The organism is Streptomyces sp. NPDC107454 (genome assembly GCF_055582885.1).
In genome coordinates this window covers 64779-89536 of record NZ_JBVJPA010000006.1, presented here as the reverse complement: position 1 = coordinate 89536, position 24758 = coordinate 64779, and the positions used below count along the sequence as shown (strand labels likewise).

Here is a 24758-nt window from a genome sequence, read left to right as displayed (position 1 = left end):
CGCCACCGTGATGACGGGAATCACCGAGCGAGGGAACACCATGCACCGCCTGCGCCTGACCATCGCACTCCTCATCACGGCGGCCACTCTGGCAGTGGTGACCTTCTGCCCCGGCAGGTATTGACGCGGACTTACCCTGGGTAACCTGACTCCGGAGTAAATACACCCGAGCCGGGAGCTGGACCATGGCCGACCGCTACCTGACCCCTCTCCTCGCCCAGGGCGCCTTCCTCTCGCCCTTCAAGCGACCCCGTCCGGATGCCCACGTCCCGCCGACCCGCCTCGTTCTCCCGGACGTCCGTATCGATCTCGCCCGGCTCACCGCGTACGAGCGGGTCTGCGGGTTCGCCACGGGGGCGGACGCGCTGCCGGTGACGTATCCGCACGTCCTCGGGTTTCCGCTCGCCATGCGGATCATGGCGAGCCGCTCGTTCCCCCTGCCGCTGCTCGGGCTCGTCCACACCTCGATCGAGATCACCCAGCGCAAGGCACTGGCAGCCTCGGCGACGTACGAACTCGGCGTGCGCGTGGCGGGGTTGGAGCCCCATCGCCGTGGGACGCAGGCCTGCGTCGTGACCGAGGCGAGCGTCGACGGCGAGGTGGTGTGGGAGTCGAGGAGTGTCTATCTCGCCCGGCACCGGACGGCCGGGGAGCCGACGTCCACGCCCCCGCGGGAGCCGGGCGACGGCACGCCCCTCCCCGTCCGTGCCGAGTGGCGGCTCGGTGGTGACGTGGGCCGGCGGTACGGTGCCGCCTCGGGAGACCGCAACCCCATTCACCTGCACCCCCTCACCGCCCGCCTGTTCGGCTTTTCCCGCGCCATCGCGCACGGCATGTGGACGGTCGCCCGTTGTCTCGCGGAACAGGGTCCCCAGGACGCGGTACGTCTGCGTGCCGACTTCAGGGCCCCCGTCCTCCTCCCGGGCACGGTCACCTACGCCGCCGACGGCCCCGCGTTCGAGCTCCGCGGAACGGACTCCGGACGCCTGCATCTGACGGGCGACCTACAGCCCGTACGGTGAAGGGGTCAGTCCTGCGGGGGCGTCCACGGGCGGTTCTCCATCAGGTCGCCCAGGCCCGCCCAGGCGAAGTTCATCAGGGTCGCCGCGGCCTGCTTCGCGGAGACGCCCGGCGTGGCGTTGGCCCAGGCGGCGAGGGACTCGGCGGCGCCGACGAGGGCCTCGGCGAGTCCGGCGACCTCCCGTTCGGGCAGGGACGGGTCACGGTGGGCCTCGCGCGCGGCGACCACGATCAGCTGGGTGACGAACGCGACGAGTTCCTCGCGCATCGCCGCGACCTCGGCCGCGAACGGCTCGCCGTGCGTGCGCGCCTGACGGTGCAGGACCGCCCAGCCGTCCGGATTCTCCGCCGTGTGCGTGAAGAACGCCCGCAGGCCTGCCCAGAGTTGACGGTCGGCGGGCAGGCCGGGCTGGACGCCCGCGCGTACCGCAGTGGTCAGTGCGGCCGCCTCACGGCGGATGCAGGCGGTGAAGAGGTCTTCCTTGGAGTTCAGGTACAGATACACCAACGGCTTGGACACGCCCGCCAGATCGGCGATCTCGTCCATCGAAGCGGATCGGTACCCCAACTGCCCGAAGGTCCGCACGGCGGCGTCCAGCATCTGCTGTTCACGTACCGCGCGCGGCATCCGCTTGTTCTTCACAGCACCCATATGGGCAAGCGTACGATCGGCTGCCGTCGGCCAGGTACAGCGTTACGAGGTCTGGCCCTGCACGCCGCCGCGGGTGGCGTCGTCCACGCCGTCCTCCTGGCTGCGGTTCTGCTCCAGGTTGGTCTTCATGCGATCCACGCGCGCGACGACCTGGGCGGAGGCGCGGTCGCGCTCCTTGCGCAGCACGACGAAACTGATGGGCGCGGAGATCACCAGCGCGAGCAGGACGATCCACATGTAGTTGGAGTCACCCAGGCCGCGCGGGGCGATGCCCAGGTAGACGAGGCCCCAGACGACCACGAGGCAGCCGGCGAAGACGCCGAGGCGCATCAGTGTGTAGCGGCCCATGTCAATCCACTCTTCCGTTCCGAACCGTTTCGAACGTTCCCAAAGGGCACCGTCCAGTGAAGCACGCCCGGCGTTCCCGGCGCGCAGGGGGGCCTCAGTCGGTGCGCGGGAGAGGCAGCAGCATCGTGATCTCGTCGCGGTCGTCGCCCGGCGCGACACGCAGCGCGTCGGGCGCCCGGCCGATCTCCTTGTAGCCGCAGGAGGCGTAGAAGCGTTCCAGTCCCTCCCCGCCCCGGCAGGTGAGGCGGAGTCCCTCCAGGCCGAGCGCGCGGGCCCGGTCCTCGGCCTCGCGGAGCAGGTCGGCGCCGTAGCCGCGCCCCTGGAGGGCCGGGTCAACCATGACGGTGTACAGCCAGGCCCAGTGGCGCATGAGGGGGTGGTCGTTGAGCGCGAGGAACGCGGTGGCGGCGAGCCGGCCGTCGGCGGTGAACCCGGCGAGGAGCCGGGTGCGGCCCTCGGCTATCGCGGTGAGGTGGGCCTCGGCGCGGGGGCGTATGTCGACGGCGGTCACCGGCGGCACGAAGCCGACCGCACCGCCCGCGTTGGTGACATCCGTCCAGAGGGTGAGCAGCTGGTCGGGCAGGGGGCGGGGCGGCTTCGCGTCACGGGTGAACAGGGTGAAGGTCAGTGGCACGGCCACCGAGCGTAGAACACCGAGGTCGGAGTGGACCAACTGCGGATGTCGCCCGTCCACGCCCGGTTGAACTTCCGGAACACGACGGCGGAGTCGTCGCACAAAGCGAAAGGCCGGCCCCCTCCGCGGGGAGGGAACCGGCCCAGGGGCCGTCAGGGGCGCACGACCGGACCGCGGAGCGTCAGACGCGCATCGGCTGCGGCGACTCGCGGCGCGCCGGGTCCGGGCCGTCGTACTCGCGGATGATCTCGTAGCGGGTGTTGCGCTCGACCGGCTGGAAGCCCGCGTCGCGGATCAGGTCGAGCAGGTCCTCGCGGGTCAGCTTGTTCGGCGTGCCGTAGTTGTCCGCGTCGTGCGTGATCTTGTACTCGACGACCGAGCCGTCCATGTCGTCGGCACCGTGCTGGAGGGCGAGCTGCGCGGTCTGCACGCCGTGCATCACCCAGAAGACCTTGACGTGCGGCACGTTGTCGAAGAGGAGACGGGAGACCGCGAAGGTCTTCAGGGCCTCGGCACCGGTCGCCATCTGGGTGCGCGCCTGGAGCCGGTTGCGGACCTTGCCGTCCTTCATGTCCACGAAGTCGTGCTGGTAGCGCAGCGGGATGAAGACCTGGAAGCCGCCGGTCTCGTCCTGGAGCTCGCGGAGCCTGAGGACGTGGTCGACGCGGTGGCGGGGCTCCTCGATGTGTCCGTACAGCATCGTGCACGGGGTCTTCAGACCCTTCTCGTGCGCGAGCCGGTGGATGCGCGACCAGTCCTCCCAGTGCGTGCGGTGGTCCACGATGTGCTGGCGGACCTCCCAGTCGAAGATCTCCGCGCCGCCACCGGTGAGGGACTCGAGGCCCGCCTCGATCAGCTCGTCGAGGATCTCCGACGCCGACAGCCCGGAGATCGTCTCGAAGTGGTGGATCTCCGTCGCCGTGAAGGCCTTCAGGGAGACGTTCGGGAGCGCCTTCTTCAGCTCGCTCAGCGACCGCGGGTAGTAGCGCCACGGCAGGTTCGGGTGCAGGCCGTTGACGATGTGCAGCTCGGTGAGGTTGTCGTTCTCCATCGCCTTGGCGAGGCGGACGGCCTCCTCGATGCGCATCGTGTACGCGTCCTTCTCGCCCGGCTTGCGCTGGAACGAGCAGTACGCGCAGGACGCGGTGCACACGTTCGTCATGTTGAGGTGGCGGTTGACGTTGAAGTGGACGACGTCGCCGTTCTTGCGCGTGCGCACCTCGTGGGCGAGCCCGCCCAGCCAGGCCAGGTCGTCCGACTCGTACAGCGCGATGCCGTCCTCGCGGGTCAGCCGCTCACCGGCTCGAACCTTCTGCTCCAGCTCGCGCTTGAGCCCGACGTCCATGGCACTACCTCTTCCTAAGACAGACTTCGTAAACCGTACGCCTAGCTCTCTTCGGGCAGCTCTCCGACCCGGTTCTCCCACTTCGTGGAGAGCACGATCGTCGTACGGGTCCGGGAGACACCCTTAGTCCCCGAGAGCCGTCGGATGGTCTTCTCCAGCCCGTCGACATCACTCGCCCGCACCTTGAGCATGAACGAGTCGTCGCCCGCGATGAACCAGCAGTCCTCGATCTCGCCGAGGTCCCGCATCCGCCGGGCCACGTCCTCGTGGTCGGCGGCGTCGGAGAGCGAGATGCCGATCAGGGCGGTGACGCCGAGACCGAGCGAGGCGGAGTCGACGGTGGCGCGGTAACCGGTGATGACCCCGGCCGCCTCCAGCCGGTTGATGCGGTCGGTGACGCTGGGTCCCGACAGACCGACGAGGCGCCCCAGCTCCGCGTAGGAGGCCCGGCCGTTCTCTCTCAGGGCCTGGATGAGCTGCCTGTCCACCGCGTCCATGCGATCGCTAGCCTTCCGCTGAAGTGTGTGAGTCGTGAGTGGTGCGATGTTGCTCAGTGGTGCTCGGTTGCTCAGTGGTGCTCGGCCGTGGCCGCTCAGGTCGCCCGGGAACCGCCGCCGAGTTCGCCCTCCCACCGGCGGTACAACCCGTGTTCGACACCCGCCGCGTCCAGCACCCGCCCGGCGACGAAGTCCACCAGGTCCTGGATGTGGGTGGCCCCCGCGTAGAACGCCGGCGAGGCGGGCAGCACGGTGGCGCCCGCGTCGTCCAGGGAGACCAGATGGCGCAGCGTCTGTCCGTTCAACGGGGTCTCGCGGACGGCGACGACGAGCTTGCGCCCCTCCTTGAGGGTCACACTCGCCGCGCGCTGCAGCAGATCCTTCGACAGCCCCAGGGCGACTCCGGCCACACAGGCCGTCGAGGCCGGCACGATCAGCATGCCCTTCGAGGGGTACGAGCCCGAGGACGGCCCCGCCGCCAGGTCACCGGCGCTCCAGTGCCGTACGTCCTCGATGCGCACGTCGAAGGTGCCGGGCTTGCCGTCCGCGCCACGCGCCAGCCATTCCCGCAGGTCGTCCTGCCAGTGGGCGTCCCGGAAGGGGAGGCCGGTCTCGTCGAGCAGCGTGAGCCGGGAGGCGCGCGAGACCACCAGGTCGACGCTCTCCCCCGCCGCCAGGAGCGCCCGCAGCACGGAGGCGGCGTAGGGCGTACCGGAGGCACCCGACACCCCCACGATCCAAGGCCGGCGCTGCGTCTGTCCTGGCTTCATGATGTCGAGGGTATCCGGCGGCTGTCGGGATTCAGACCGTGAGCCCGCGGACCAGCAGATCGAGCAGGGCACACACGAACAGGGCGATGCCGATGAATCCGTTGACTTGGAAGAACGCGCGGTTCAGACGGGACAGGTCGTGCGGCTTCACGATGGAGTGCTCGTAGAGGAAAGCGCCCGCGACGATCAGCAGGCCCAGCCAGAAGAACGCGCCCGCGTCGGTGGCGACGGCGTACCAGGCGAACAGCGCGGTGGTGACGGCGTGACAGCCGCGCGCCCCCCAGATCGCGGCGGGGATACCGAAGCGCGCCGGTACCGACATGACCCCGATCTCGCGGTCCGTGTCGACGTCCTGGCAGGCGTAGATCAGGTCGAAGCCGCCGATCCAGATCCCGACCGCGAGCCCCAGGACGACGGCGTCCCACGACCACTCGCCGGAGATCGCCAGCCAGCCGCCGATCGGGCCCATCGCCTGGGCCAGACCCAGGATGGCCTGCGGGAAGTTCGTGAACCGCTTGCCGTACGGGTACACCACCATCGGGATCACCGCGATGGGGGCGAGGGCCAGGCACAGGGGGTTCAGGAGGGCCGCGGCGCCCAGGAAGAAGACCAGCGCGACCAGCGCGCCCGTCCACGCGTGCTTCACGCTCATCGCGCCGGTGACCAGCTCACGGTGGGCCGTGCGCGGGTTGCGGGCGTCGATCTCGCGGTCGATGATCCGGTTCGCCGCCATCGCGAACGTGCGCAGCCCGACCATCGCGATCGTGACGAGCAGCAGCCTGCCCCAGTGGATGTTGCTGTCCCACTCGAACATCGCGGTCAGCGCGGCGATGTAGGCGAAGGGCAGCGCGAAGACGGAGTGCTCGATCATGACGAGCCGGAGGAAGGCCTTGGTGCGCCCCGGCTGCTGCGGGAGCGCGGCGGATGCGCTGGTCACCGGACGGCCGCCCTCGTGCTGTTGATGGACCTCACAGGCCGTACTCCTTCCAACGGCGGTCGACCGTCGCCGCCGTCTCCGGGTCGGAGAGAACCATTTCCGGCCATCCCCCGTCCCGGGTGTAGCCCTCCTCGGGCCACTTCCTCGTCGCGTCGATGCCCGCCTTGCCGCCCCAGAACTGCTGGTAGGAGGCGTGGTCGAGATGATCGACGGGGCCTTCGACGACGGTGAGGTCGCGGGCGTAGTCGGTGTTGCCGAGGGCCCGCCACGCGACCTCGTGCAGATCGTGGACGTCGCAGTCCGAGTCCACGACCACGATGAGCTTCGTGAGGGACATCATGTGGGCCCCCCAGACGGCGTGCATCACCTTCTGGGCGTGCTTGGGGTACTTCTTGTCGATCGCGACGATCGCGCAGTTGTGGAAACCGCCGGCCTCGGGGAGGTGGTAGTCCACGATGTCCGGCACGATGATCTTCAGCAGGGGAAGGAAGAAGCGCTCGGTCGCCCGCCCGAGGGGGCCGTCCTCCGTCGGGGGCCGCCCCACGACGATCGACTGGAGCAGCGGCCGCTTGCGCATGGTGACGCAGTCGATGGTCAGCGCCGGGAAGGGCTCCTGGGGCGTGTAGAACCCGGTGTGGTCGCCGAAGGGCCCCTCGGGGAGCATCTCCCCCGGCTCCAGCCACCCTTCGAGCACGACCTCCGCGTTCGCGGGCACCTGGAGCGGCACGGTCTTGCAGTCCACCATCTCGATCCGCTTGCCCTGGATGAACCCGGCGAAGAGGTACTCGTCGATGTCGCCGGGCAGGGGGGCGGTGGAGGCGTAGGTCACGGCGGGGGGGCACCCGAAGGCGATCGCGACCGGCAGTCGCTCTCCCCTCCTCGCCGCCACCTGGTAGTGGTTGCGGCTGTCCTTGTGGATCTGCCAGTGCATGCCGATGGTGCGCTTGTCGTGGCGCTGGAGGCGGTAGAGCCCGAGGTTGCGGATTCCGCTCTCCGGGTCCTTGGTGTGGGTGAGCCCGAGGTTGAAGAAGGAGCCGCCGTCCTGGGGCCAGGTGAAGAGTGCGGGAAGGGCGTCCAGGTCGACGTCCTCACCGTGCAGCACGACCTCCTGCACGGGCGCGTTGTCGGACTTTACCTTCTTCGGCGGTACGTGGGTCATCGCGCCGAGCTTGCCGAAGGCCTCGCGTACGCCGACGAAGCCGTGGGGCAGCTCGGGCCTGAGCAGGCCGCCGATCTTCTCGCTGATCTCGCCGTACGACTTCAGGCCGAGGGCCTTCAGCAGCCGTCGGTCGGTGCCGAAGACGTTCATGGCGAGCGGCATGGCGGACCCGCGCACGTTCTCGAAGAGCAGCGCCGGTCCACCCGCCTTCTGCACCCGGTCGACGATCTCCCCGACCTCCAGATACGGGTCCACCTCGGCCTTGATGCGCTTGAGGTCGCCCTCGCGCTCCAGCGCCCTCAGCAGGGATCGAAGATCGTCGTAAGCCATGCGTCCAAGTATCGCTGAGGGCCCCCTGACACCTGCGTGCGCCCCACCGCCACGGGCGGGACCACCCCTCTCGCCCCCGCCGCCCCTGCCCGTCCCGTCCCAGGGGCTCCGCCCCTTCCACCCCACCGGGGGCTACGCCCCCAGACCCCCTATCGGCCTGAACGGCCTCGTCCTCAAACGCCGGACGGGCTGAAAGATGCGCGCCAGCGCCCTTGAGGGGCGCGGGGAACTGCGCGACCAGCCCCCACGGCCCGCGGTCGACGAACCACCGGGCGCACGGGGGGATCGGGGCGAAGCCCCCGCTCCGGGGCCGGCGGAGTCCCTGGGGCGGTGGGGGCGGGGAAAGTTTCATCCCCCGTTGAAGTCAGCCGCTACCCTGTGCGCGTCACCGGGGCCCCGCACCGCCCCGCCGCCGTCCACTGGGGGACCGTTCCGCCATGCTCAGGTATCTGCCGTTCCTGCTGGTCCTGGCGCTGTGGATCTACGCGTTCATCGACTGCCTGAACACCCCGGAGGAAGAGGTCAAGAGCCTGCCCAAGGTGGTGTGGGTGATCATCATCCTGCTCTTCGGCGAGGTACTGGTCGGACCGATCGCCTGGCTCGTGGCGGGCAGGGCCGGCCGGGGCCCGACCCGAGGCGGCACGCCCTCCGAGTGGCACCGCGACCAGCACCCGCAGTACGTCGCCCCCGACGACAACCCCGAGTTCCTGAACTCCCTCAGCGCGGAGCCCGCCCCCTCCAAGAGCGTCAAGGACGAGGCGCTCCTGAAGGACTGGGAGGCCGACCTGCGGCGCCGCGAGGAGGAACTGCGCCGGCGCGAGGCCGGTGAGGAGTCCGAGAGCTGACGTCCGTACGCGGGCTGGGTGCCCCGGCACTGGGCGTCCTTCGGCGACCTCACCTGCCTGGTGGGCTTCGCGGTCAGCCGGTGGCGCTCAGCAGCGAGGCCTGTTCGGCGTACCCCACCTCGATGTGCCGTGCGCCGAAGGCCTTCTTGACGAGGGGCGCGGCGGTGGTGGGGTCGTCGACGCCCACGAACACGAACCCGGCCTCGTCCACGCCGACTTCGCGCAGGTCGAAGGTGCCGTTCCAGCGGTTCATGTCCTCGGCGATCCGGTCGGCGAGGGCCTCCAGGTCGGTCCGGTTGGCATCGGTGTCGTGCAGCCGCACCGTGACGCCCTTCTCGGCGGCGGCGCAGAGGTCGGCGTCGAAGGAGGCGGACGGCATGCGGTACACGTCCGTGGCCCGGTCCTCCTCGTCGACCGACATGCCCGTGTAGACGGCGGCGTAGCGGGCGGACTCCCCCATCCTGCCGACGTGGGCCAGGGTGCGGTCCAGCGGGGTGAAGTCCTCGGCGCCGCGGTCGGGAAGGCTCCCGGCCGGCCGCGTGCCGACGCAGGTGGCGGTGACGGGCGCGGCGTGCGCGGACTCGGCCTGCGCGACGGCGCTCGATCCCTGGAGCAGCGCCCCCAGCAGCACGACGGCACCGGTCACGGTGACACCGGTGGCCGTCCGACCCCTCACACGCTTCTTCATGCCCCTTTGACGCGGGAGGCGGCGAATCGGTTCAGTCCGTCGGGTCCTCGCGCAGAACCAGGTCGAGGAGTCCGGGGAAGCGGGCCTCGAACTCCTCGCGGCGCAGGCGGTTGACGCGCTTGGGGCCCTCGTCGCGCTGCTCCACCAGGCCCGCCCCGCGCAGCACCGCGAAGTGGTGGCTGAGGGCCGCCTTGCCGACGGGCACGTCGAAGCTGCCGCAACTGCGCGTCCACTCCGCCGAGTCGGCCAACTCCCTCACGAGGGTGACGCGTACGGGGTCGGCGAGGGCGGCGAGGGCGGTCTGGACCGGAACGTCGTCGGGATGGATGTGCTCCGGGGCGGCCCGGTGACTCGCTCGTTCCACCACGCCCGACTCCCTTCAGATCTTTCACACCTTGCCGAGTGTTCGATGGAAACCATACACTCCCGAGTGTTCGGTTTTCATTGAACAGTCGAGCGGACGAGTTCTCGTGAGAGGTGTGCCATGCGCGCGGTCGAGATCCAGGAGTACGGCGGTCCCGAGGTACTGAGGGTCGTCGAGGCGGAGGTGCCCGCGCCGGGTCCGGGGCAGGTGAGCATCGACGTGGCGTACACCGGCGTGAACTTCGCCGACCTCAAGGCGCGGGCCGAGGGCTACCGGGTGCCCGCCCTGCCCTTCGTCCCCGGCCTGGAGGCCTCGGGCCGTGTCCGGGCCCTCGGCGCGGGGGTCACCGGCCTCGCCGTGGGGCAGGAGGTGGCGGCCCTGACGCAGGGCGGCGCGTACGCGGACGTCGTCGTCGCCGACGCGGTGACCGTCTTCCCGCTGCCGCCCGGCGTGGACCTGCGCACCGGCGCGACCCTCCCCACCGTGCTGCCCACCGCGTACGCCCTGATCCACACCGTGGGCCGGCTCCAGCCCGGCGAGACGGTGCTCGTGCAGGGCGCGGCGGGCGGGGTGGGCACGGTGCTGGGGCAGTTGGCGAGCGCGGCGGGGGCCGGGGCGGTCTACGGGGTGGTGTCGAGCGCGGCGAAGGCCGAGTACGCGCGGGAGCACGGTTACGACGAGGTCTTCGTCACCTCCTCCGACTCCGCCCCCTCCTTCGCCAAGGAGGTGCGCGAGGCGACGGACGGTCGCGGGGTCGACCTGGCCCTCGACCCGGTCGGCGGCGAAACCCTCCGGGCCTGCCTCGACTCCCTCGCGGCCTTCGGCCGCCTGGTCTCCTTCGGCAACGCGAGCGGGGCGCAGCCGTGGCAGGTGGGCCAGCCGGACCTCTACCCCCTGGCCCTCTCGGTCTCCGGCTTCTCCATCCTCACCCTGGCCCAGACGTCCCCGACCGCCCTGCGCGCCCTCACCGAACGCGCCTTCCGCACGGTGGTCGACGGGGTGGTGTCCCTGCCGGTGACGGCGGAGTTCCCCCTGCCGGACGCGGCGCAGGCACACCGGCTGATGGGAACACGGACAAGCACCGGCAAGCTGTTGCTGCGCGCCAACGGCACGGCCGGGGACACCGCCATCGCGTGACGACAACTCCTCAGGGCTGTCGTTCCCCCTTCGTCACCCCCGGCGCCCCGCACGAGGACCGCCACGGCGGCCGGCACTGGGAGCCGAAGAAGTCCTTCCGCGCGCCGGCCCGGCAGTACGCACGGGCCCGCGCACACCCCTGCTGACGGCCGGGTCGGACCGGATCCGATCGGGGCAGGTCACGCCGGAGGGTGCTTTCCGCACGTTGCCCTCGTGTTCCGGCCACAGGAGACGGGAGAGTGGGGTCATGGAGCGCATTGATCAGGTACGGGCACGGATGTGGCTGTCGACCGCCGTCGCGGAGGCCCGCGCCGGGCTGGCGGAGGGCGGCATCCCCATCGGCGCCGCGCTGTACGGCGCGGACGGCACGCTGCTGGGCCGCGGTCGCAACCGGCGGGTCCAGGACGGCGACCCGTCCATGCACGCGGAGACCTCGGCGTTCCGTGCCGCGGGACGACAGCGTTCGTACCGCGGCACGACCATGGTGACGACTCTTTCGCCGTGCTGGTACTGCTCCGGCCTGGTGCGCCAGTTCGGCATCTCGCGGGTCGTGGTGGGCGAGGCGGAGACCTTCCACGGCGGCCACGACTGGCTGGCCGAGCACGGCGTGGAGATCATGCTCCTGGACGACCCCGAGTGCGCCGCCCTCATGCGCGACTTCATCGAGAAGAACCCGGCCCTGTGGAATGAGGACATCGGTGTCTGAGCCCCGCATCCCGACCATCGACCTGCGGCCCTGGCTGGCCGGCGACCCCGAGACCCGCACCCGCATCGCCCGCACCGTCGACGAGGCCCTCCAGAGCGCCGGTTTCCTCCTCGTCACCGGCCACGGCGTGGACCCGGCCCTGCGCACCCGCATCCGCGAGGCCGCCCGCGCCTTCTTCACCCTGCCCACGGAAACCAAGCAGCCGTACGCCGCCCAGGTCGGCGGGCGCGGCTGGCTCGGCCCGGGTGCCGAGGCCAACGGCTACTCGGAGGGTACGCAGACGCCCCCCGACCTCAAGGAGTCGCTGACCTTCGCGACGCACGAGCCCTTCGAGGACCCGGCGACCAACGCGGAGTGGTACGCGCCGAACATCTGGCCCGCCGAGGCCCCGGAACTCCAGAAACTCTGCGAGGAGTACCTGGCGCGCATGGGTGAACTGGAGAACCACCTCCTCGCCCTCCTCGGCGAGGCGCTCGGCCTGGAGCCGGACTTCTTCGCCCGGCACATGGGCCATCCCACGTACGGCTTCAACATCAACTGGTATCCCGGCACGGAAGTCGTCGGCGAGCCCGAACCCGGCCAGTTCCGCATCGGTCCGCACACGGATTTCGGGACGGTGACGATCCTGGACCGGCAGGCCGGAAAGGGCGGACTCCAGGTCTTCACCGACGAGGGCGGCTGGGAGGACGCGCCCTTCGACCCGGCGGCGTTCACGATCAACATCGGTGACCTGATGGCCCGCTGGACGGGTGACCGGTGGCGCTCGGGCCGGCACCGTGTGCTGCCTCCGCCCGCCGACACGCCGGCCGAGGAGCTGATGTCGCTGGTCTACTTCGGCGAGTGCACGCCGGGGACGGTGGTGGAGTCGGTCCCCGCGCCGGTGGGCCGCGTCGCGTACCCGCCCGTCGACTCCCATGTTTATCTGCGCGAAAAGCTGGATTCGATCACCGTGGGATAGCCGGGCAAAAAGGCGCGAACAACTTTCGTAACCAAACGGACATCCCATGCCCTAGTCCGAATCAACTCCCCCTTTTTACACTGGTGTTGATAGACCTCACAGCAGCACAGAGCAGGACCGGACCGCGCCAGGGGGAGATGCGGTGCACAGAGGGCTGCACGGACGCGGAGCGTTGTTCGACACCGATCCGCCCGGTCTTGCATCACGGCTCGTCGGCCTGCGCCCGTACCAGCTGCGCGCGAACCCGTACGAACACCCGAAGGAACTGCCCTTCGTGGTGTTCGCGGGCGGGCGGGGGCTCGGCAAGAGCGCCGTACTGCGGGAGCTGCGCGACGCGTACCGCGGGCACACACCGGTCGCGCTGATCGACGGCGAGGAACGGCAGTTCGCCGGGCCGCCCGCCGAGCGGCCCGCGGAGTCCTGGTCGCCGGTGGGACAGGCGCTCACCACCATCGCCGAGCAGCTCGCGGAGCCGGTCACGGGCGCCGGACGGATCGGCTTTCCACGCCTGACGTCCGGACTGCTGGCCGTGGCGGCGGGCGGCTGGAGCGACCGTGACGTGCCCCGCATCCGGCAGGAGGCGGAGCGGATCCTGCTGCTGAACGAGACCGGCTCATGGCTCTCGGGGTTCGCGGGCCGCTGGGTGAGCAAGGTCGTCTCCAAGCTCATCGCCTCGCTCAGCGGTACGGGTCCCGTGATAGCGCCGATCATCGAAGCCACCCTGGAGGCGTTCGCCGAGGGGATCGGCCCCGCTCCCCGCCGGCTGCGCAGAGCCGCCACCTGGTACCGCGACTATCCGAACGCGGGCGGCAATCCCAAGCTCGGCCTGATCCTGCTCTCCTCGCACTTCCGGGCGGGCGGCGACTCCCGCACCCACGCCGAGCGCTATCTCGTACGGGCCCTGCTGGCCGACCTCGACGACGCGTACGCGGGGGTCATGCAGCGCTCGCACCGGCTGGGCCGCCCGGTCGTGCTGATCGACAACGTGCAGGAACGGGCGGGCCTCGGCCTGCTGGAACCGGTGCTGCGCGACCGCGCCGACGGCATCGCCGACCACGTCGTCTTCTTCGCCGCCCTGCGCGGATACACCCATGGAGCCCTGCGCAACGCGAGCCACCGCACCCTCCCCGAGGTCGCCCGGCACGCCGGCTGGGAGCCGGGCACCTCGCCGTCCTCGCGGGCGCTGCTCGTCGCGCTGCCGCCGCTGACCCCTGACGACACCCTGCACCTCGTGGGCGGCGTCTCGCAGGGCCTCGCCGTCCCCCCTCAACTCCCGCACGCCACCCACCGGCTGTCCGGCGGCAGCCCGCTCGGCGTCACCCTCCTCGCGGAGTCCGCCCGCCAGAACCTCCCCCAAGGAGCCCAGTCCCTGGGCGAGTTGCTCACCTCCGACGTCGCCGTCCACGAGGACAACGACGGCCGGCCCACCTATCAGGAGCTGCTCGACCGCCTCGTACCCGGTGGCCGGCTCGACGAGCTGACCGTGCTCGCCGCGGCCCACGACCGCGACTCGGCCTGCGCACTCGCGGAGGTCCAGCTCTCCGACGACTTCGGCGCGTCGGGGGTCCTCGCACTGGAGGAGCGGCTCGCCGAGGAGGGCCGGCCCAGCGCCGCCGGGCAGTTCGTGGGCGATCCGTTCCTGCGCGCGCTGCTCCTGCTGCGGCTGCACCACGACGACCCCGACCACACACGCTGGCGGTCCGTGCACCGCACCCTCATCGACCACTACGGCGACGGGGGCCGGCCGGACAGCGCGCGCTACCGGCTGCACCACGAACTCGCGCTCGGCAAGGCCGACTTCGCGGTGGCGCACCTGCGTGACACCTTCCCGCGCGCCGACACCGGGTCCTGGCTGTCCTCGCTCGTCTTCATCGCGTCCGCGCCCTACTACCACGCACACGACCCGGACGGCCGCGACTTCGGCGGCCACGGCGCTCACGACGACCGGGCGGCCGTCGCGCTCGGCCGCACCGATGCCGCCCAGCAGCCGCCCGACAGCGTGGACGCCGTACTGCATCTGCGGGTACGACGGCTGCTGCACGCGGTCTGGCAGCTCACCGATCCGCTGGTGCTGCCGGACCCGAAGGTGTCCGACCGGCTCCGTTTCGAGCTGGAGCAGCTGTCGAACCTGCGGCCGGCGGGCAACCCACTGCTGTGGCGGGCCTCGCGGGAGTGGCCGTCCGACGCGCTCGCCGGCCGCCCCCTGCGCATCCCTGGTGACGACGACGACAACGCGAACGGGGACCTGTGATGGCGCGCTTGTGGACCTGGCTGCGCGAGGACGTCTGGGAGATTCGTTTCCGCAGGTATGTCGCGCTGACCCTCGCGGCGGTGCTCGCGGGCCTCGGCGTCTGGGGCGGTATGACCGCCACCAAGGAGAATCGCTCCTGCGCGCCCGGCGTCGTCCAGCCGAAGGGCAGCGACGAGTGCGTCGGCGTCTCGTGGACGACGTACGCCTTCGGGCGTGCGCAGTTCGCCGACACCGTACGGGCCATCCACCGCGAGAACGCCCGCCTCGCGCCCGGCAGTTACGTCACCGTCGCGCTCCTCGAACCCTTCACCGCCACCGACGCCGACAACCTGGGGGATGTGCTGCACGAGCTCCAGGGCGCCTATCTGGCCCAGTACCAGGCCAACCACGACACCACCGACCTGAAGCCGAAGATCCGCCTGGTGCTGGCCAACCCCGGCTCCACCGGCACCTACTGGCAGCACACGGTCGACCAGCTGGCGGGCATGACGGGAGGCTCCGACCGGCTGCGCGCGGTGACCGGGGTCGGCCTGAGCACCGACAACAACAAGAAGGCCGTCAAGGAGCTGACCAGCCGGGGCATCCCGGTGATAGGGAGTTCGATCACCGCCGACGACCTGGCCAACGGGCAGAACGGCAAGGACCCGTTCCCCGGGCTCGCGCGGGTCTCCCCCACCAACACCGACGAGGCCCGCGCCCTCGCCTCCTTCGCCAAGGTCTCCGCGGCCAACGCCTTCCTCGTCTACGACCGCACCGGGGACCCGTACACGCGCACGCTCCAGGCCTCCTTCGAGAAGATGCTCAAGGGCTCGCGCTACGAGGCCCAGCCGTTCACGCCGCCCGCCGACCGCAGCAAGGAGGGCAGCACCTCCAACGTCTTCATGCAGATCACCAACATCCTCTGCAACACGCCGACCACCACGAACACCATCCTGTTCGCGGGGCGGCACACCCAACTGCGGCAGTTCATCAACATGCTGGGCCAGCGCGGCTGCCACGACCGCCGGTTCACCGTGCTCACCGGCGACGAGGGCTCCTATCTCGCCGGGGACAAGGACCTCGACCCGGCCGCCCTCAAGGACCCGCTGCTGACCGTCCGCTACACGTCCCTGGCCCACCAGGACGCCTGGCTGAAGGACGCCGCGAAGACGGGCGGCAGCGTGGCCGACGCGAAGGTGCTGCAGTCGCTTCTGGGGAGTGCCGGGAAGGAGCCGGTCGGGCCCCTCGGGCCGATCGCCCTCGACGACGGCCAGCTGATCATCGCGTACGACGCCATGCGGCTCGCCGTGCGCGGCATCCGCGGGGCGTCGCCGACCGGGAAGATCCCGGCCCTCGCGGATGTCGGGCTCCAGTGGCCGCAGGTCAAGGGCAAGGAGCTGCGGGTGAACGGGGCGAGCGGGTGGATCTGTCTGGACGCCCACGGCAATCCGTACGACAAGGCGGTGCCGATCGTGCAGCTGACGCCCGAGTCACGGGCTCGCTTCGTGAAGATCGCGTGGCCCGAGGGGAAGCCGCCCTCCACGGAGTGTCTGCCGCCGGCTTGAGAGGGGGCGCCGTTGGGGACACGGTGACTTGGTGCGTGCGGGTCGTGTGTGGCTGGTCGCGCCCACGCGGCGGAGCCGCACAATGTCACAGCCCCGCGCCCCTAGGGGGTGCCCTCGACGTAGGCCGACAGGTGCTCGAAGCGCTCTCGCCAGCCCGGGTCCTCGTCCCTCGGGGACTCGTGGGTGAAGCGGATCGTCGTGCCTGACGGGCGGTCCGGTTCCAGGTGGAAGCGGATGCGGCCCCGTCCTTCGACCGTGTACTCGACGATCCGCTCGACGTCCCACGCCGTGATACGACCGCTGCCCAGCCCGCGCAGCGTGACCGCGCCGCCCAGTCGCGGCTCGAAGACCTCGGCCTCGGCCAGCCACGTCCGCAGGCCCTCGGACGTGGCCACCGCCTTCCAGACGTTCTCCACAGGCTGGGGAAAACGCAGCAGGTAGTGCAGGACGCGGGTGCCGTCCTCCCGGGTCTCGGTGGCGCCCTCTTCGATGGCTCGGGTCACTCCGGTCATGACACCAGCGTGGCCCGAGGCGGGAGGTTCCGCACGTGTTGCGCCGCGGGCTAGACGCCCGCGTAGGAGTGCTTGCCGGAGACGAAGATGTTGACTCCGTAGTAGTTGAAGAGGAAGCAGGCGAAGGCGATCAGGGCGATGTATGCGGCCTTGCGGCCCTTCCAGCCGGCCGTGGCGCGGGCGTGGAGGTAGCAGGCGTAGGCGACCCAGGTGATGAACGCCCAGGTCTCCTTCGGGTCCCAGCCCCAGTAGCGGCCCCACGCGTCGCCCGCCCAGATGGCGCCCGCGATGATCGTGAAGGTCCACAGCGGGAAGACGGCGGCGTTGACGCGGTAGGAGAACTTGTCGAGGGAGGCCGAGGAGGGCAGCCGCTCCATGACGGAGGTGGCGAAACGGCCCGGCCGGCCGCCGGTGGCGAGCTTGTTCTCGTACGAGTCCTTGAAGAGGTACATCAGGGTGCCGACCGCGCCCACGTAGAAGATGGCGCCGCAGAGGATCGCGGTCGAGACGTGGATGTACAGCCAGTACGAGTGGAGCGCGGGCACCAGCTGGTCGCTCGCGGTGTACAGGACCGTGACGGCGAGGCCGAGGTCGAGGAGGACCGTGGTGACCAGGGGCAGGCCCAGCCAGCGGATGTTCTTCTTCAGCGCGAGCATCACCAGGTACACGGTGACGGCGACCGTGGAGAAGGTGACGCTGAACTCGTACATGTTGCCCCACGGCGCCCGCTGCACCGACAGGGCGCGGGCGAGGACGCCGGCCGCCTCGACGGCCCAGGCGAGCACGGTGAGGGACACCGCGATCCGGCCGTAGAGGTCGCCCTGCTCGTCCCCGCCGTGCGCGCCGGGCCCGTCGGGCACGTCACGCGCCCCCGCCGCCGAACGGGTGACGACCTTCGGCCGCTCCAGGACGGCCGTGCCGCCCGCCGACTGCACGGTGACCGCCGGGGCCTTCGCCTTCTCGGTGCTGGTGAGCGCGGCAGCCGTACGGGCGACCTTGCTGCGGCTGCCGAAGATCCATTCGGCGATGTACGCGAAGAAGGCCAGGGTGTAGACGGCCATCGCGGAGTAGATCAGCGTGTTGCTGATGTTGGCGAGGTGTTCGTTGGTGGCCGTGGCCAGATCGGTCACGGCACCCAGGTCGGTTGCGGTGGCGAGAGTCACTTCTCAGCCCCTTCGGCGGCAGGTACGGAGGGTTCGGCGTCGGGGTCGGTTTCGACTGCGACCGCGGCTTCGTCTGTGTCGGGCTTGGTGGGCGCCTGTTCGTGGACGAGCGCGGCCAGGTCGCCGAGTTCTTCGGGGAGCTTCGCGGACTCGCTGCGGCCGAGGCCCGCCATCTCGACGATGGTGACGCCGTCGGCCCCGGTGGACGCCCGCACCCACACGCGGCGGCGCTGGATGAAGAGCGAACCGGCGAGACCGAAGATCGCGGTGAAGGCACCGACCAGCGCCCAGTCACTGCCGGGCTGCTGGGTGACCTGGAAGTTCGCCCACTCCTTGATGCCCTTGTCGAAGGTGATGGAGCCGGCGCCGTTGGGCAGTTTCATCGTCTCGCCGGGCAGCAGGCGCGCCTTGACGATGTTGCCCTTGGCGTCCTTGAACTGCTTCATCTTCGAAAGCTCGAGCTGGTACACGTTCTGCGGGATGCCCGCGTCGACGCCCAGACTGCCGTGGTATCCGGTCAGGTTGAGCACAGGGAAGTCGAGCGCCGGGAACTGCGAGAACATCGTGCCCTTGCCCGCACCCGCGAAGGTCGGCACGAAGACCGCGGAGAAACCGAGCTGTTCGGTCGTCCCCTGCGCGTTCTTGTAGCCGTCCATCACCTTGATCGCGCCCTGCGAGGTGACGTTCGGGTCGAGCGGCAGCATCGGCACGGCGTCGTGGTAGACGACGTTGCCCTTGCCATCCCGGACGGTGACGACGGGCGCGTAGCCGTGGGCGGTGAGATAGACCTTCGAGTCGCCGATCTTCAGCGGCTCGTTGACCTTGACGGTGGTCTTCTTCTCCTTGCCGTACGCACCGACGCTGTACGTGAGGTCCGCCTGGTACGTGCGGGGGGTGCCCTTGTTGGGGCCGGTGCGCTCGTAGGTGCCCGTGAACTTCTTGAGGTTGAAGCTGAACGGCGTGAGGTCGTCGGTGCTGAAGAGGTTGCCGGACTTGAAGTCGTCGTACTGCGAGATCGTGTTGGAGAAGCCGTCGCCCTCGACGATCAGCTTGTTGCCCTCGGACTTGAAGAGCTGGCCCCAGGCGAAGGCGACCAGCATCACGATCAGCGCGATGTGGAAGAGCAGGTTGCCGGTCTCGCGGAGGTAGCCCTTCTCGGCGGCGACGGCGTCCTTCTCGATGTGCGCCCTGAAGCGTCGCTGCTTGAGGATCTTGAGGGCGGCCTCGCGGACCTGCTCGGGCTCGGCCCCGGTGCGCCAGGTCGCGTACGCGGGCAGCCGGTTCAGCCGCTTGGGGGCGCCCGGCGGGCGGCCGCGCAGCTGCCCGACGAACTGCCAGGTGCGCGGGATGATGCAGCCGATGAGCGAGACGAAGAGCAGGATGTAGATCGCGGAGAACCACACCGAGCTGTAGACGTGGAACAGCCCGAGCTTGTCGTAGACGGACCCGAGGATGCTGTGCGCGTCCTTGAAGTCCGCCACCTTCTGGGCGTCGGTCCCGGACTGCGGGATCAGCGAACCGGGGATCGCCCCGAGCGACAGCAGGAAGAGCAGGATCAGGGCGACCCGCATCGACGTCAGCTGCCGCCAGAACCAGCGGGCCCAGCCGACGACCTCACGGCCGGTCCAGGTCAGCCAGCCCAGGGCGCCGGGTGCGCGGGACCCGCCGAAGGAACCGGGTACGGCCGTGTCGACCGGCGCGGTGGACAGCTGGGATCCGGCTTCGCCGAGTTCGCCGTCGGCGCTCACCCCGATGTGCCGCTTGGCGGTCGCCGGGTCCTTGGTCCTGCCCGTGCCCGGGTCGGTGTCGGTCGTGCTCATCGATCAGATCCCTACCGTGAAGCCGTTGGACCAGGTCTGCATCTGCTGCACGATGCTGTCCCAGGCGCCGGTGAGCAGGAGCAGGCCGGTCACGATCATCATGCCGCCGCCGATCCGCATCACCCATGCGTAGTGCCGCTTGACCCAGGCGAAGGCGCCGAGCGCCTTGCGGAAGGCGACGGCGGCGAGGACGAAGGGCACTCCCAGACCGACGCAGTACGCGACGGTCAGTATGGCGCCGCGGCCCGCGCTCGCCTGGTTCATGGAAAGAAAATTGATGGAGGAGAGCGTCGGTCCCAGACAGGGCGTCCAGCCGATACCGAAGAGCGCACCGAGTATCGGAGCGCCCACCAGGCCGGTCACCGGCCGCTTGTGGAAGCGGAACTCGCGCTGCGTGAGCCAGGGCATCATCCCCATGAAGAACACGCCCATCGCGATCATCAGCACGCCGAGGATCTTGCTGAGCGTGCTCTGGTACTCCTGGAGGGTCGACCCGAAGTAGCCGAACAGCGCCCCGCCGGAGACGAACACGGCGGTGAAGCCCACCACGAACAGGCTGGCGCCCGCGACCATCCGCCCCCGTCTGGCCTCCGCCAGATCCGTGCCGGTGACACCGGTCACGTACGACAGATAGCCGGGGACGAGCGGCAGCACGCACGGCGAGAAGAAGGAGACGAGCCCGCCGAGGACGGCGATCGGCAGGGCGAGCACCAGGGCACCGCTGACGACGGTGTCGGACGACGCGGCGAGGCTCGTGGACGCGGCGAGAAGGGACACGTCGGTCACTTCTCCGCGAGAACGGGGTCGAGCATCTCGCGGAGCTTGTCCTCGCTGAGCGCCTGCAGCGTACGGGCCGCGATCTTCCCGTCCCGGTCGATGATGATCGTGGAGGGGATCGTCTGCAGGTTCAGCGTGCCCTTCTTGAAGCGGAGCAGCAGCTTGCTCGTCGGGTCGTAGAGGCTGGGGTAGGTGACGCCCTGCTGCTTCTCGAACGCCTGGGCCAGACTGATGTTGGCGTCACGGGTGTTGATGCCGACGAACTGCACGCCCTTCGCCGCGGTGTCCTTGGCGACCTTGACGAAGTTCGGCGCCTCGGCACGGCACGGCGGGCACCAGGAGCCCCACACGTTCACGACGACGATCTTGCCCTTGTAGTCCTTGACGTCGAGCTGCTTGCCGTCCACGGTCGGACCGGAGAGGTCCGGGGCCTCGGCCCGGGAGCCCTTGGCGACGGTCGAGATGCCGTCCTTGCCCGCCACGAAGTTGCTGTTGCCCGAGCCCCCGGACGTCCCGCCCGAACCGCACGCGGACAGGACAAGCGCGGCGACGGCGGCCCCGGTGGTGAGCAGGGCGGCGCGGCTACGGGTGCGGTTCGAGCGCTGTTCGGCGCGGCAGGCGGCACTCATGTGAAAAGTTTCGCATGCCCGTTTCGAGGATCTTCCGCACCCCCCTCGCGGGCGGAAAACACCATTTCAGGCGGCGTTCCCGGACCCCTTGGAAGGGGCCGTCCCGGAACCCGTACCCGTGCCCGTTCCGGTGCCCGAACTCGTACCGGTGCTCTTGCCGGTGTCACCGAGGAACGTCTTCCAGCCACCCGCGGGCCGCTGTCCCACGTCCAACGTCCGCAGCTTGGCGAGGATCTCGGGCTTCTGTACGTCCATCCAGTCCACGTACTGCCGGAAGGAGACGAGGCGGACGTCCTCGCCCTTCTCCTTCTCCCGGGCGATCTGCTTGAAGGCGTGCTCGACGGCGTCCATGTATATGCCGCCGTTCCAGTGCTCGAAGTGGTTGCCGATGAAGAAGGGCGCCCGGTTGCTCTCGTAGGCCCGCCGGAATCCGGCGACGTACGCCTCGCCCGCCTGCTGCCGCCACGCCGGGTAGTTGTGCGCGGGCGCCTTCGTCGAGTTGATCGACTGGTTGGCCAGCATGTTGTAGTCCATGGACAGCACTTCGAAGCTGCGCCCCGGGAAGGGGATCGCCTGGAGGGGCAGGTCCCACAGTCCGTGCCGCTTCTGCGGCCAGACCTGGCGGCCGCCGGGCGAGGAGGCGTCGTAGCGCCAGCCGAGCTCCTTGGCGGTGGGCAGCAGGTTGTCCTGGCCGAGCAGACAGGGGGTGCGCGCGCCGACGAGTTCCTTCTCGTAGTCGAAGGGCAGCGGGGGCAGATCGGTCCAGCCCGTGTTGGTCCGCCACTCCTTGACGAAGGACTTGGCCTGGTCGATCTCGCTGCGCCACTGCGCCGGCGTCCAGTTCCCGACGGTGCCGTGGCCGGAGCAGAAGTGGCCGTTGAAGTGCGTGCCTATCTCGTGGCCGTCGAGCCAGGCCTGCCGGACGAGCCCGAGCGTCGACTTGACGTGGTCGTCGGAGAGATAGCCGATGTCGGAGGCGCCCCGGGGGTTGTTCGGCGGCAGGTACTTGCGCTTCTTCGACTCGGGCAGGAGGTACAGCCCGGAGAGGAAGAACGTCATGTGCGCCTCGTGCTCGCGGGCGAGTTGCAGGAAGCGGGAGAAGAGACCGGTCCCGACCTCACCCGCGCCGTCCCAGGAGAAGACCACGAACTGCGGAGGGGTCTGGCCGGGCTCCAGAGGAACCGGCTTCGCGGGCTGCTTCGGCTGCTTGCCCGTGAAGGAGGTGGAGCCGTCGCCTATCAGGCGGGCGGGGTGCGCACTGGCGCCGGGCTTGCCGGACGGACCGGGCTTGCCCGACCGGGAACCACCGCCCCCGCCATGACCGTCCTGTTGGTCGGTGCCGCACGCCGCGAGTCCCATCGCCGCCGCGGCACCCGCCCCGAGGCCGATCATTCCCCTCCGGCTGATGTCCCGCATTCGGTCCCCATCTCATCGCGCCCTCTCAGCTGGCTCCCAGCTGACACACAATGAGAGGGCACGACAAGTGGATAGGTTCCTTCGAACGCGCAACGTTGATCGTATTTTACGAAGAACAGTTCGGGTAGCGACACATACGAACACATTGCGCCAACATGTACGGGAATAGCCGCTCTACGCCCCGAACGCCTTGCTCTTCCCCTTCACCGGCTTGGCGCCCGCGAGGAGATGGGCGGGAACGAGATCGCGGGCGGGCTCGCTGTACCCCACCGACACGATCTTGTCGCCGCGGTAGGTGAAGGACGTCAGGGACGCCAGCGTGCACTGCCGCTTGCGCGGGTCGTGCCACAACCGCCGCTTCTCCACGAAGGACCGCACGATCCAGATCGGCAACTGGTGGCTGACCAGCGCCGCTTCATGCCCACGGGCCGCGTCCTTGGCGGCGTCCAGCGCCCCCATCATCCGTACGACCTGGTCGACGTACGGCTCGCCCCAGGACGGCTTGAACGGGTTGACGAGGTGCTTCCAGTTCTCGGGCCGCCGCAGCGCCCCGTCCCCCACGCCGAAGGTCTTCCCCTGGAACACGTTCTCGGCCTCGATCAGCCGCCCGTCGGTGGCGAGGTCGAGACCGTGCGCCTTCGCGATGGGCGTCGCGGTCTCCTGCGCCCGCTCGAGCGGGGAGGCGACGACATACGTGACGTCCCGCGAGGCCAGGTGCTCGGCGACCCGCTCGGCCATCTGCCGCCCGAGCTCGGACAGGTGGTAGCCGGGCAGCCGCCCGTACAGCACCCCGTCCGGGTTGGCGACCTCGCCGTGCCGCATGAGATGCACGACGGTGATGTCCTGATCCCGGCCCTGCGTCTGATCCTGCGTCTGATCCTGGCTCATGCCGTGGCCTCCGCCGCTGCCCTGGCCGCTGCCGGAAGGGCGTCGGCGATCCGCTGAATGGCCCGCTCGTCGTGGGCCGTGGACACGAACCACGACTCGAAGGACGACGGGGGCAGATAGACGCCCTGCGCCAGCATCGAGTGGAAGAACGCGGTGAACCGGAAGGACTCCTGCGCCTTCGCGCCCTCGTAGTCGCGCACCTCACGCCCGGTGAAGAACACCGAGAACATGTTGGAGGCGTTCTGCAGCCGGTGCGCCACGCCCTCCTTGCTCAGCGCCTCGGTGACCAGCCCGCGGATCTGCTCGGAGACGGCGTCGACCTTGTCGTACGCGGCGTCGTCGAGCAGCCGCAGCTGGGCGAGCCCGGCGGCGGTCGCGACGGGGTTACCGGAGAGCGTGCCGGCCTGGTAGACGGGCCCCGCGGGAGCCAGGTGCTCCATGACGTCCTTGCGGCCACCGAAGGCGGCGGCGGGGAATCCTCCGCCCATGACCTTGCCGAAGGTCATGAGATCGGGACGTACCCCGTCGATCCCGTACCAACCGGCCTTGCTGGTGCGGAATCCGGTCATGACCTCGTCGGAGATGAACAGGGCGCCGTTGCGCGCGCAGGCGTCCTTGAGTCCCTGGTTGAAGCCGGGCCGGGGCGGTACGACGCCCATGTTGCCCGGCGAGGCCTCGGTGATCACACAGGCGATCTCACCGGGGTGCGCGTGGAAGGCCTCGTTCACGGCTTCGAGGTCGTTGTAGGGCAGGACGATCGTGTCGGCGGCCTGGGCGCCGGTGACACCGGGGGTGTCGGGAAGCGCGAAGGTCGCCAGCCCGCTCCCCGCCGACGCCAGCAGCGAGTCGACATGCCCGTGATAGCACCCGGCGAACTTGATCACCTTCGACCGCCGGGTGAACCCGCGGGCGAGCCGGATGGCGGACATGGTCGCCTCGGTCCCGCTGGAGACGAGCCGGAGCTGCTCGACGGGCTCGACGCGGGCGACGATCTCCTCGGCGAGCGCGACCTCGCCCTCACCGGGAGTGCCGAAGGAGGTGCCGCGCGCGACGGCGTCCTGGACGGCGCCGATGACGTCGGGATGCGCGTGCCCGAGGATCATCGGCCCCCATGAACACACGAGGTCGACGTATTCCCTCCCGTCGGCATCGGTCAGGTACGGACCGTTTCCGGACACCATGAAGCGGGGCGTACCGCCCACGGCGCGGAACGCGCGCACCGGAGAGTTCACGCCGCCGGGCGTGACGAGGGACGCACGGTCGAAGAGGGCCTGCGAGACCGGCGCCTCATAGGGATACGGCGCGTGCGCGGTCTGCCCTGTCTGGGGTGACGTATCGCCGGAGATGTTGTTCGCCTCTGCCATACCG

Annotated in this window: 26 protein-coding genes; 8 read left to right on the top strand and 18 right to left on the bottom strand. The window is 70.0% G+C overall.

Going from position 1 to position 24758, the window contains the following annotated elements; translation table 11 throughout:
• Window positions 1-185: 185 nt before the first annotated feature.
• On the top strand, window positions 186-1022 hold the full coding sequence (locus ACZ69M_RS16050; RefSeq protein ID WP_470050320.1) for a MaoC family dehydratase: 837 nt from the start codon (window positions 186-188) through the stop codon (window positions 1020-1022).
• Window positions 1023-1027: 5 nt separating this feature from the next.
• On the opposite strand, the gene ACZ69M_RS16045 is transcribed toward ACZ69M_RS16050, so the two are convergent.
• From ACZ69M_RS16045 to ACZ69M_RS16010, 8 genes are all read right to left on the bottom strand, one after another.
• Window positions 1028-1672: a TetR/AcrR family transcriptional regulator gene (locus ACZ69M_RS16045; RefSeq protein ID WP_470050318.1), complete on the bottom strand. Its 645-nt coding sequence runs from the start codon at window positions 1670-1672 to the stop codon at window positions 1028-1030.
• Window positions 1673-1714: 42 nt separating this feature from the next.
• The gene (locus ACZ69M_RS16040) at window positions 1715-2020 is read right to left on the bottom strand and encodes a DUF4229 domain-containing protein (RefSeq protein ID WP_054232132.1); all 306 of its coding nucleotides are present in this window, start codon (window positions 2018-2020) and stop codon (window positions 1715-1717) included.
• A 94-nt stretch (window positions 2021-2114) separates the two neighbouring features.
• The gene (locus tag ACZ69M_RS16035; protein ID WP_403690568.1) at window positions 2115-2654 is read right to left on the bottom strand and encodes a GNAT family N-acetyltransferase; all 540 of its coding nucleotides are present in this window, start codon (window positions 2652-2654) and stop codon (window positions 2115-2117) included.
• Between the two features lie 181 nt (window positions 2655-2835).
• A complete protein-coding gene (gene mqnE, locus ACZ69M_RS16030; RefSeq protein WP_054232131.1) occupies window positions 2836-3999 on the bottom strand; it encodes an aminofutalosine synthase MqnE in 1164 nt (387 codons plus the stop codon).
• Between the two features lie 41 nt (window positions 4000-4040).
• On the bottom strand, window positions 4041-4496 hold the full coding sequence (locus tag ACZ69M_RS16025; protein ID WP_352046325.1) for an Lrp/AsnC family transcriptional regulator: 456 nt from the start codon (window positions 4494-4496) through the stop codon (window positions 4041-4043).
• A 95-nt stretch (window positions 4497-4591) separates the two neighbouring features.
• Window positions 4592-5266 carry a UbiX family flavin prenyltransferase gene (locus ACZ69M_RS16020; RefSeq protein ID WP_054232129.1) on the bottom strand — a complete coding sequence of 225 codons (675 nt, stop codon included), beginning with the start codon at window positions 5264-5266 and terminating at the stop codon, window positions 4592-4594.
• 31 nt (window positions 5267-5297) lie between these two features.
• A complete protein-coding gene (mqnP, locus tag ACZ69M_RS16015) occupies window positions 5298-6203 on the bottom strand; it encodes a menaquinone biosynthesis prenyltransferase MqnP (protein ID WP_470050314.1) in 906 nt (301 codons plus the stop codon).
• 31 nt (window positions 6204-6234) lie between these two features.
• Window positions 6235-7692: a menaquinone biosynthesis decarboxylase gene (locus tag ACZ69M_RS16010; RefSeq protein ID WP_168494463.1), complete on the bottom strand. Its 1458-nt coding sequence runs from the start codon at window positions 7690-7692 to the stop codon at window positions 6235-6237.
• Between the two features lie 437 nt (window positions 7693-8129).
• Between ACZ69M_RS16010 and ACZ69M_RS16005 the strand changes: the two genes are divergently transcribed.
• Window positions 8130-8537: a PLD nuclease N-terminal domain-containing protein gene (locus tag ACZ69M_RS16005; RefSeq protein ID WP_470050312.1), complete on the top strand. Its 408-nt coding sequence runs from the start codon at window positions 8130-8132 to the stop codon at window positions 8535-8537.
• A 73-nt stretch (window positions 8538-8610) separates the two neighbouring features.
• Here the strand turns inward: ACZ69M_RS16005 and ACZ69M_RS16000 are convergent, their stop codons facing one another.
• Window positions 8611-9213 (bottom strand): hypothetical protein, encoded by a 603-nt coding sequence (locus ACZ69M_RS16000; RefSeq protein WP_470050310.1) that lies wholly within the window; start codon window positions 9211-9213, stop codon window positions 8611-8613.
• 43 nt (window positions 9214-9256) lie between these two features.
• Window positions 9257-9592 (bottom strand): ArsR/SmtB family transcription factor, encoded by a 336-nt coding sequence (locus tag ACZ69M_RS15995; RefSeq protein ID WP_470050308.1) that lies wholly within the window; start codon window positions 9590-9592, stop codon window positions 9257-9259.
• 117 nt (window positions 9593-9709) lie between these two features.
• Between ACZ69M_RS15995 and ACZ69M_RS15990 the strand changes: the two genes are divergently transcribed.
• From ACZ69M_RS15990 to ACZ69M_RS15965, 6 genes are all read left to right on the top strand, one after another.
• Window positions 9710-10726: a quinone oxidoreductase family protein gene (locus ACZ69M_RS15990; protein ID WP_470050306.1), complete on the top strand. Its 1017-nt coding sequence runs from the start codon at window positions 9710-9712 to the stop codon at window positions 10724-10726.
• Window positions 10723-10872 (top strand): hypothetical protein, encoded by a 150-nt coding sequence (locus tag ACZ69M_RS15985; protein WP_470050304.1) that lies wholly within the window; start codon window positions 10723-10725, stop codon window positions 10870-10872. The genes ACZ69M_RS15990 and ACZ69M_RS15985 overlap by 4 nt, the downstream gene beginning before the upstream one ends.
• 101 nt (window positions 10873-10973) lie before the next feature.
• On the top strand, window positions 10974-11432 hold the full coding sequence (locus ACZ69M_RS15980) for a nucleoside deaminase (RefSeq protein ID WP_470050302.1): 459 nt from the start codon (window positions 10974-10976) through the stop codon (window positions 11430-11432).
• The gene (locus ACZ69M_RS15975) at window positions 11413-12390 is read left to right on the top strand and encodes an isopenicillin N synthase family dioxygenase (protein ID WP_470050300.1); all 978 of its coding nucleotides are present in this window, start codon (window positions 11413-11415) and stop codon (window positions 12388-12390) included. Before ACZ69M_RS15980 ends, ACZ69M_RS15975 begins: the two co-directional genes overlap by 20 nt.
• A 142-nt stretch (window positions 12391-12532) precedes the next feature.
• Complete coding sequence (locus ACZ69M_RS15970; RefSeq protein WP_470050298.1) at window positions 12533-14641, top strand: hypothetical protein; 2109 nt, start codon at window positions 12533-12535, stop codon at window positions 14639-14641.
• Window positions 14641-16185: an ABC transporter substrate-binding protein gene (locus tag ACZ69M_RS15965; protein ID WP_470050296.1), complete on the top strand. Its 1545-nt coding sequence runs from the start codon at window positions 14641-14643 to the stop codon at window positions 16183-16185. The genes ACZ69M_RS15970 and ACZ69M_RS15965 overlap by 1 nt, the downstream gene beginning before the upstream one ends.
• 101 nt (window positions 16186-16286) lie before the next feature.
• Here ACZ69M_RS15965 and ACZ69M_RS15960 read toward each other — a convergent pair whose 3' ends face one another.
• From ACZ69M_RS15960 to hemL, 8 genes are all read right to left on the bottom strand, one after another.
• The gene (locus ACZ69M_RS15960) at window positions 16287-16697 is read right to left on the bottom strand and encodes an SRPBCC domain-containing protein (protein WP_470050291.1); all 411 of its coding nucleotides are present in this window, start codon (window positions 16695-16697) and stop codon (window positions 16287-16289) included.
• 50 nt (window positions 16698-16747) lie between these two features.
• On the bottom strand, window positions 16748-17860 hold the full coding sequence (ccsB, locus tag ACZ69M_RS15955) for a c-type cytochrome biogenesis protein CcsB (protein ID WP_352046312.1): 1113 nt from the start codon (window positions 17858-17860) through the stop codon (window positions 16748-16750).
• Window positions 17857-19680: a cytochrome c biogenesis protein ResB gene (gene resB / locus ACZ69M_RS15950; protein WP_470050289.1), complete on the bottom strand. Its 1824-nt coding sequence runs from the start codon at window positions 19678-19680 to the stop codon at window positions 17857-17859. The genes ccsB and resB overlap by 4 nt, the downstream gene beginning before the upstream one ends.
• A gap of 3 nt (window positions 19681-19683) precedes the next feature.
• Complete coding sequence (locus tag ACZ69M_RS15945; RefSeq protein WP_470050287.1) at window positions 19684-20466, bottom strand: cytochrome c biogenesis CcdA family protein; 783 nt, start codon at window positions 20464-20466, stop codon at window positions 19684-19686.
• Window positions 20463-21086 carry a TlpA family protein disulfide reductase gene (locus ACZ69M_RS15940; RefSeq protein ID WP_470050285.1) on the bottom strand — a complete coding sequence of 208 codons (624 nt, stop codon included), beginning with the start codon at window positions 21084-21086 and terminating at the stop codon, window positions 20463-20465. Before ACZ69M_RS15940 ends, ACZ69M_RS15945 begins: the two co-directional genes overlap by 4 nt.
• 66 nt (window positions 21087-21152) lie before the next feature.
• Window positions 21153-22502, bottom strand: a complete 1350-nt coding sequence (locus ACZ69M_RS15935; protein WP_470050283.1) for a polysaccharide deacetylase family protein — start codon at window positions 22500-22502, stop codon at window positions 21153-21155.
• 174 nt (window positions 22503-22676) lie between these two features.
• A complete protein-coding gene (locus ACZ69M_RS15930; protein WP_470050281.1) occupies window positions 22677-23390 on the bottom strand; it encodes a histidine phosphatase family protein in 714 nt (237 codons plus the stop codon).
• Entirely contained in the window at window positions 23387-24754 is a 1368-nt protein-coding gene (gene hemL / locus ACZ69M_RS15925) for a glutamate-1-semialdehyde 2,1-aminomutase (RefSeq protein WP_470050279.1), read from the bottom strand. Before hemL ends, ACZ69M_RS15930 begins: the two co-directional genes overlap by 4 nt.
• Window positions 24755-24758: the final 4 nt, after the last annotated feature.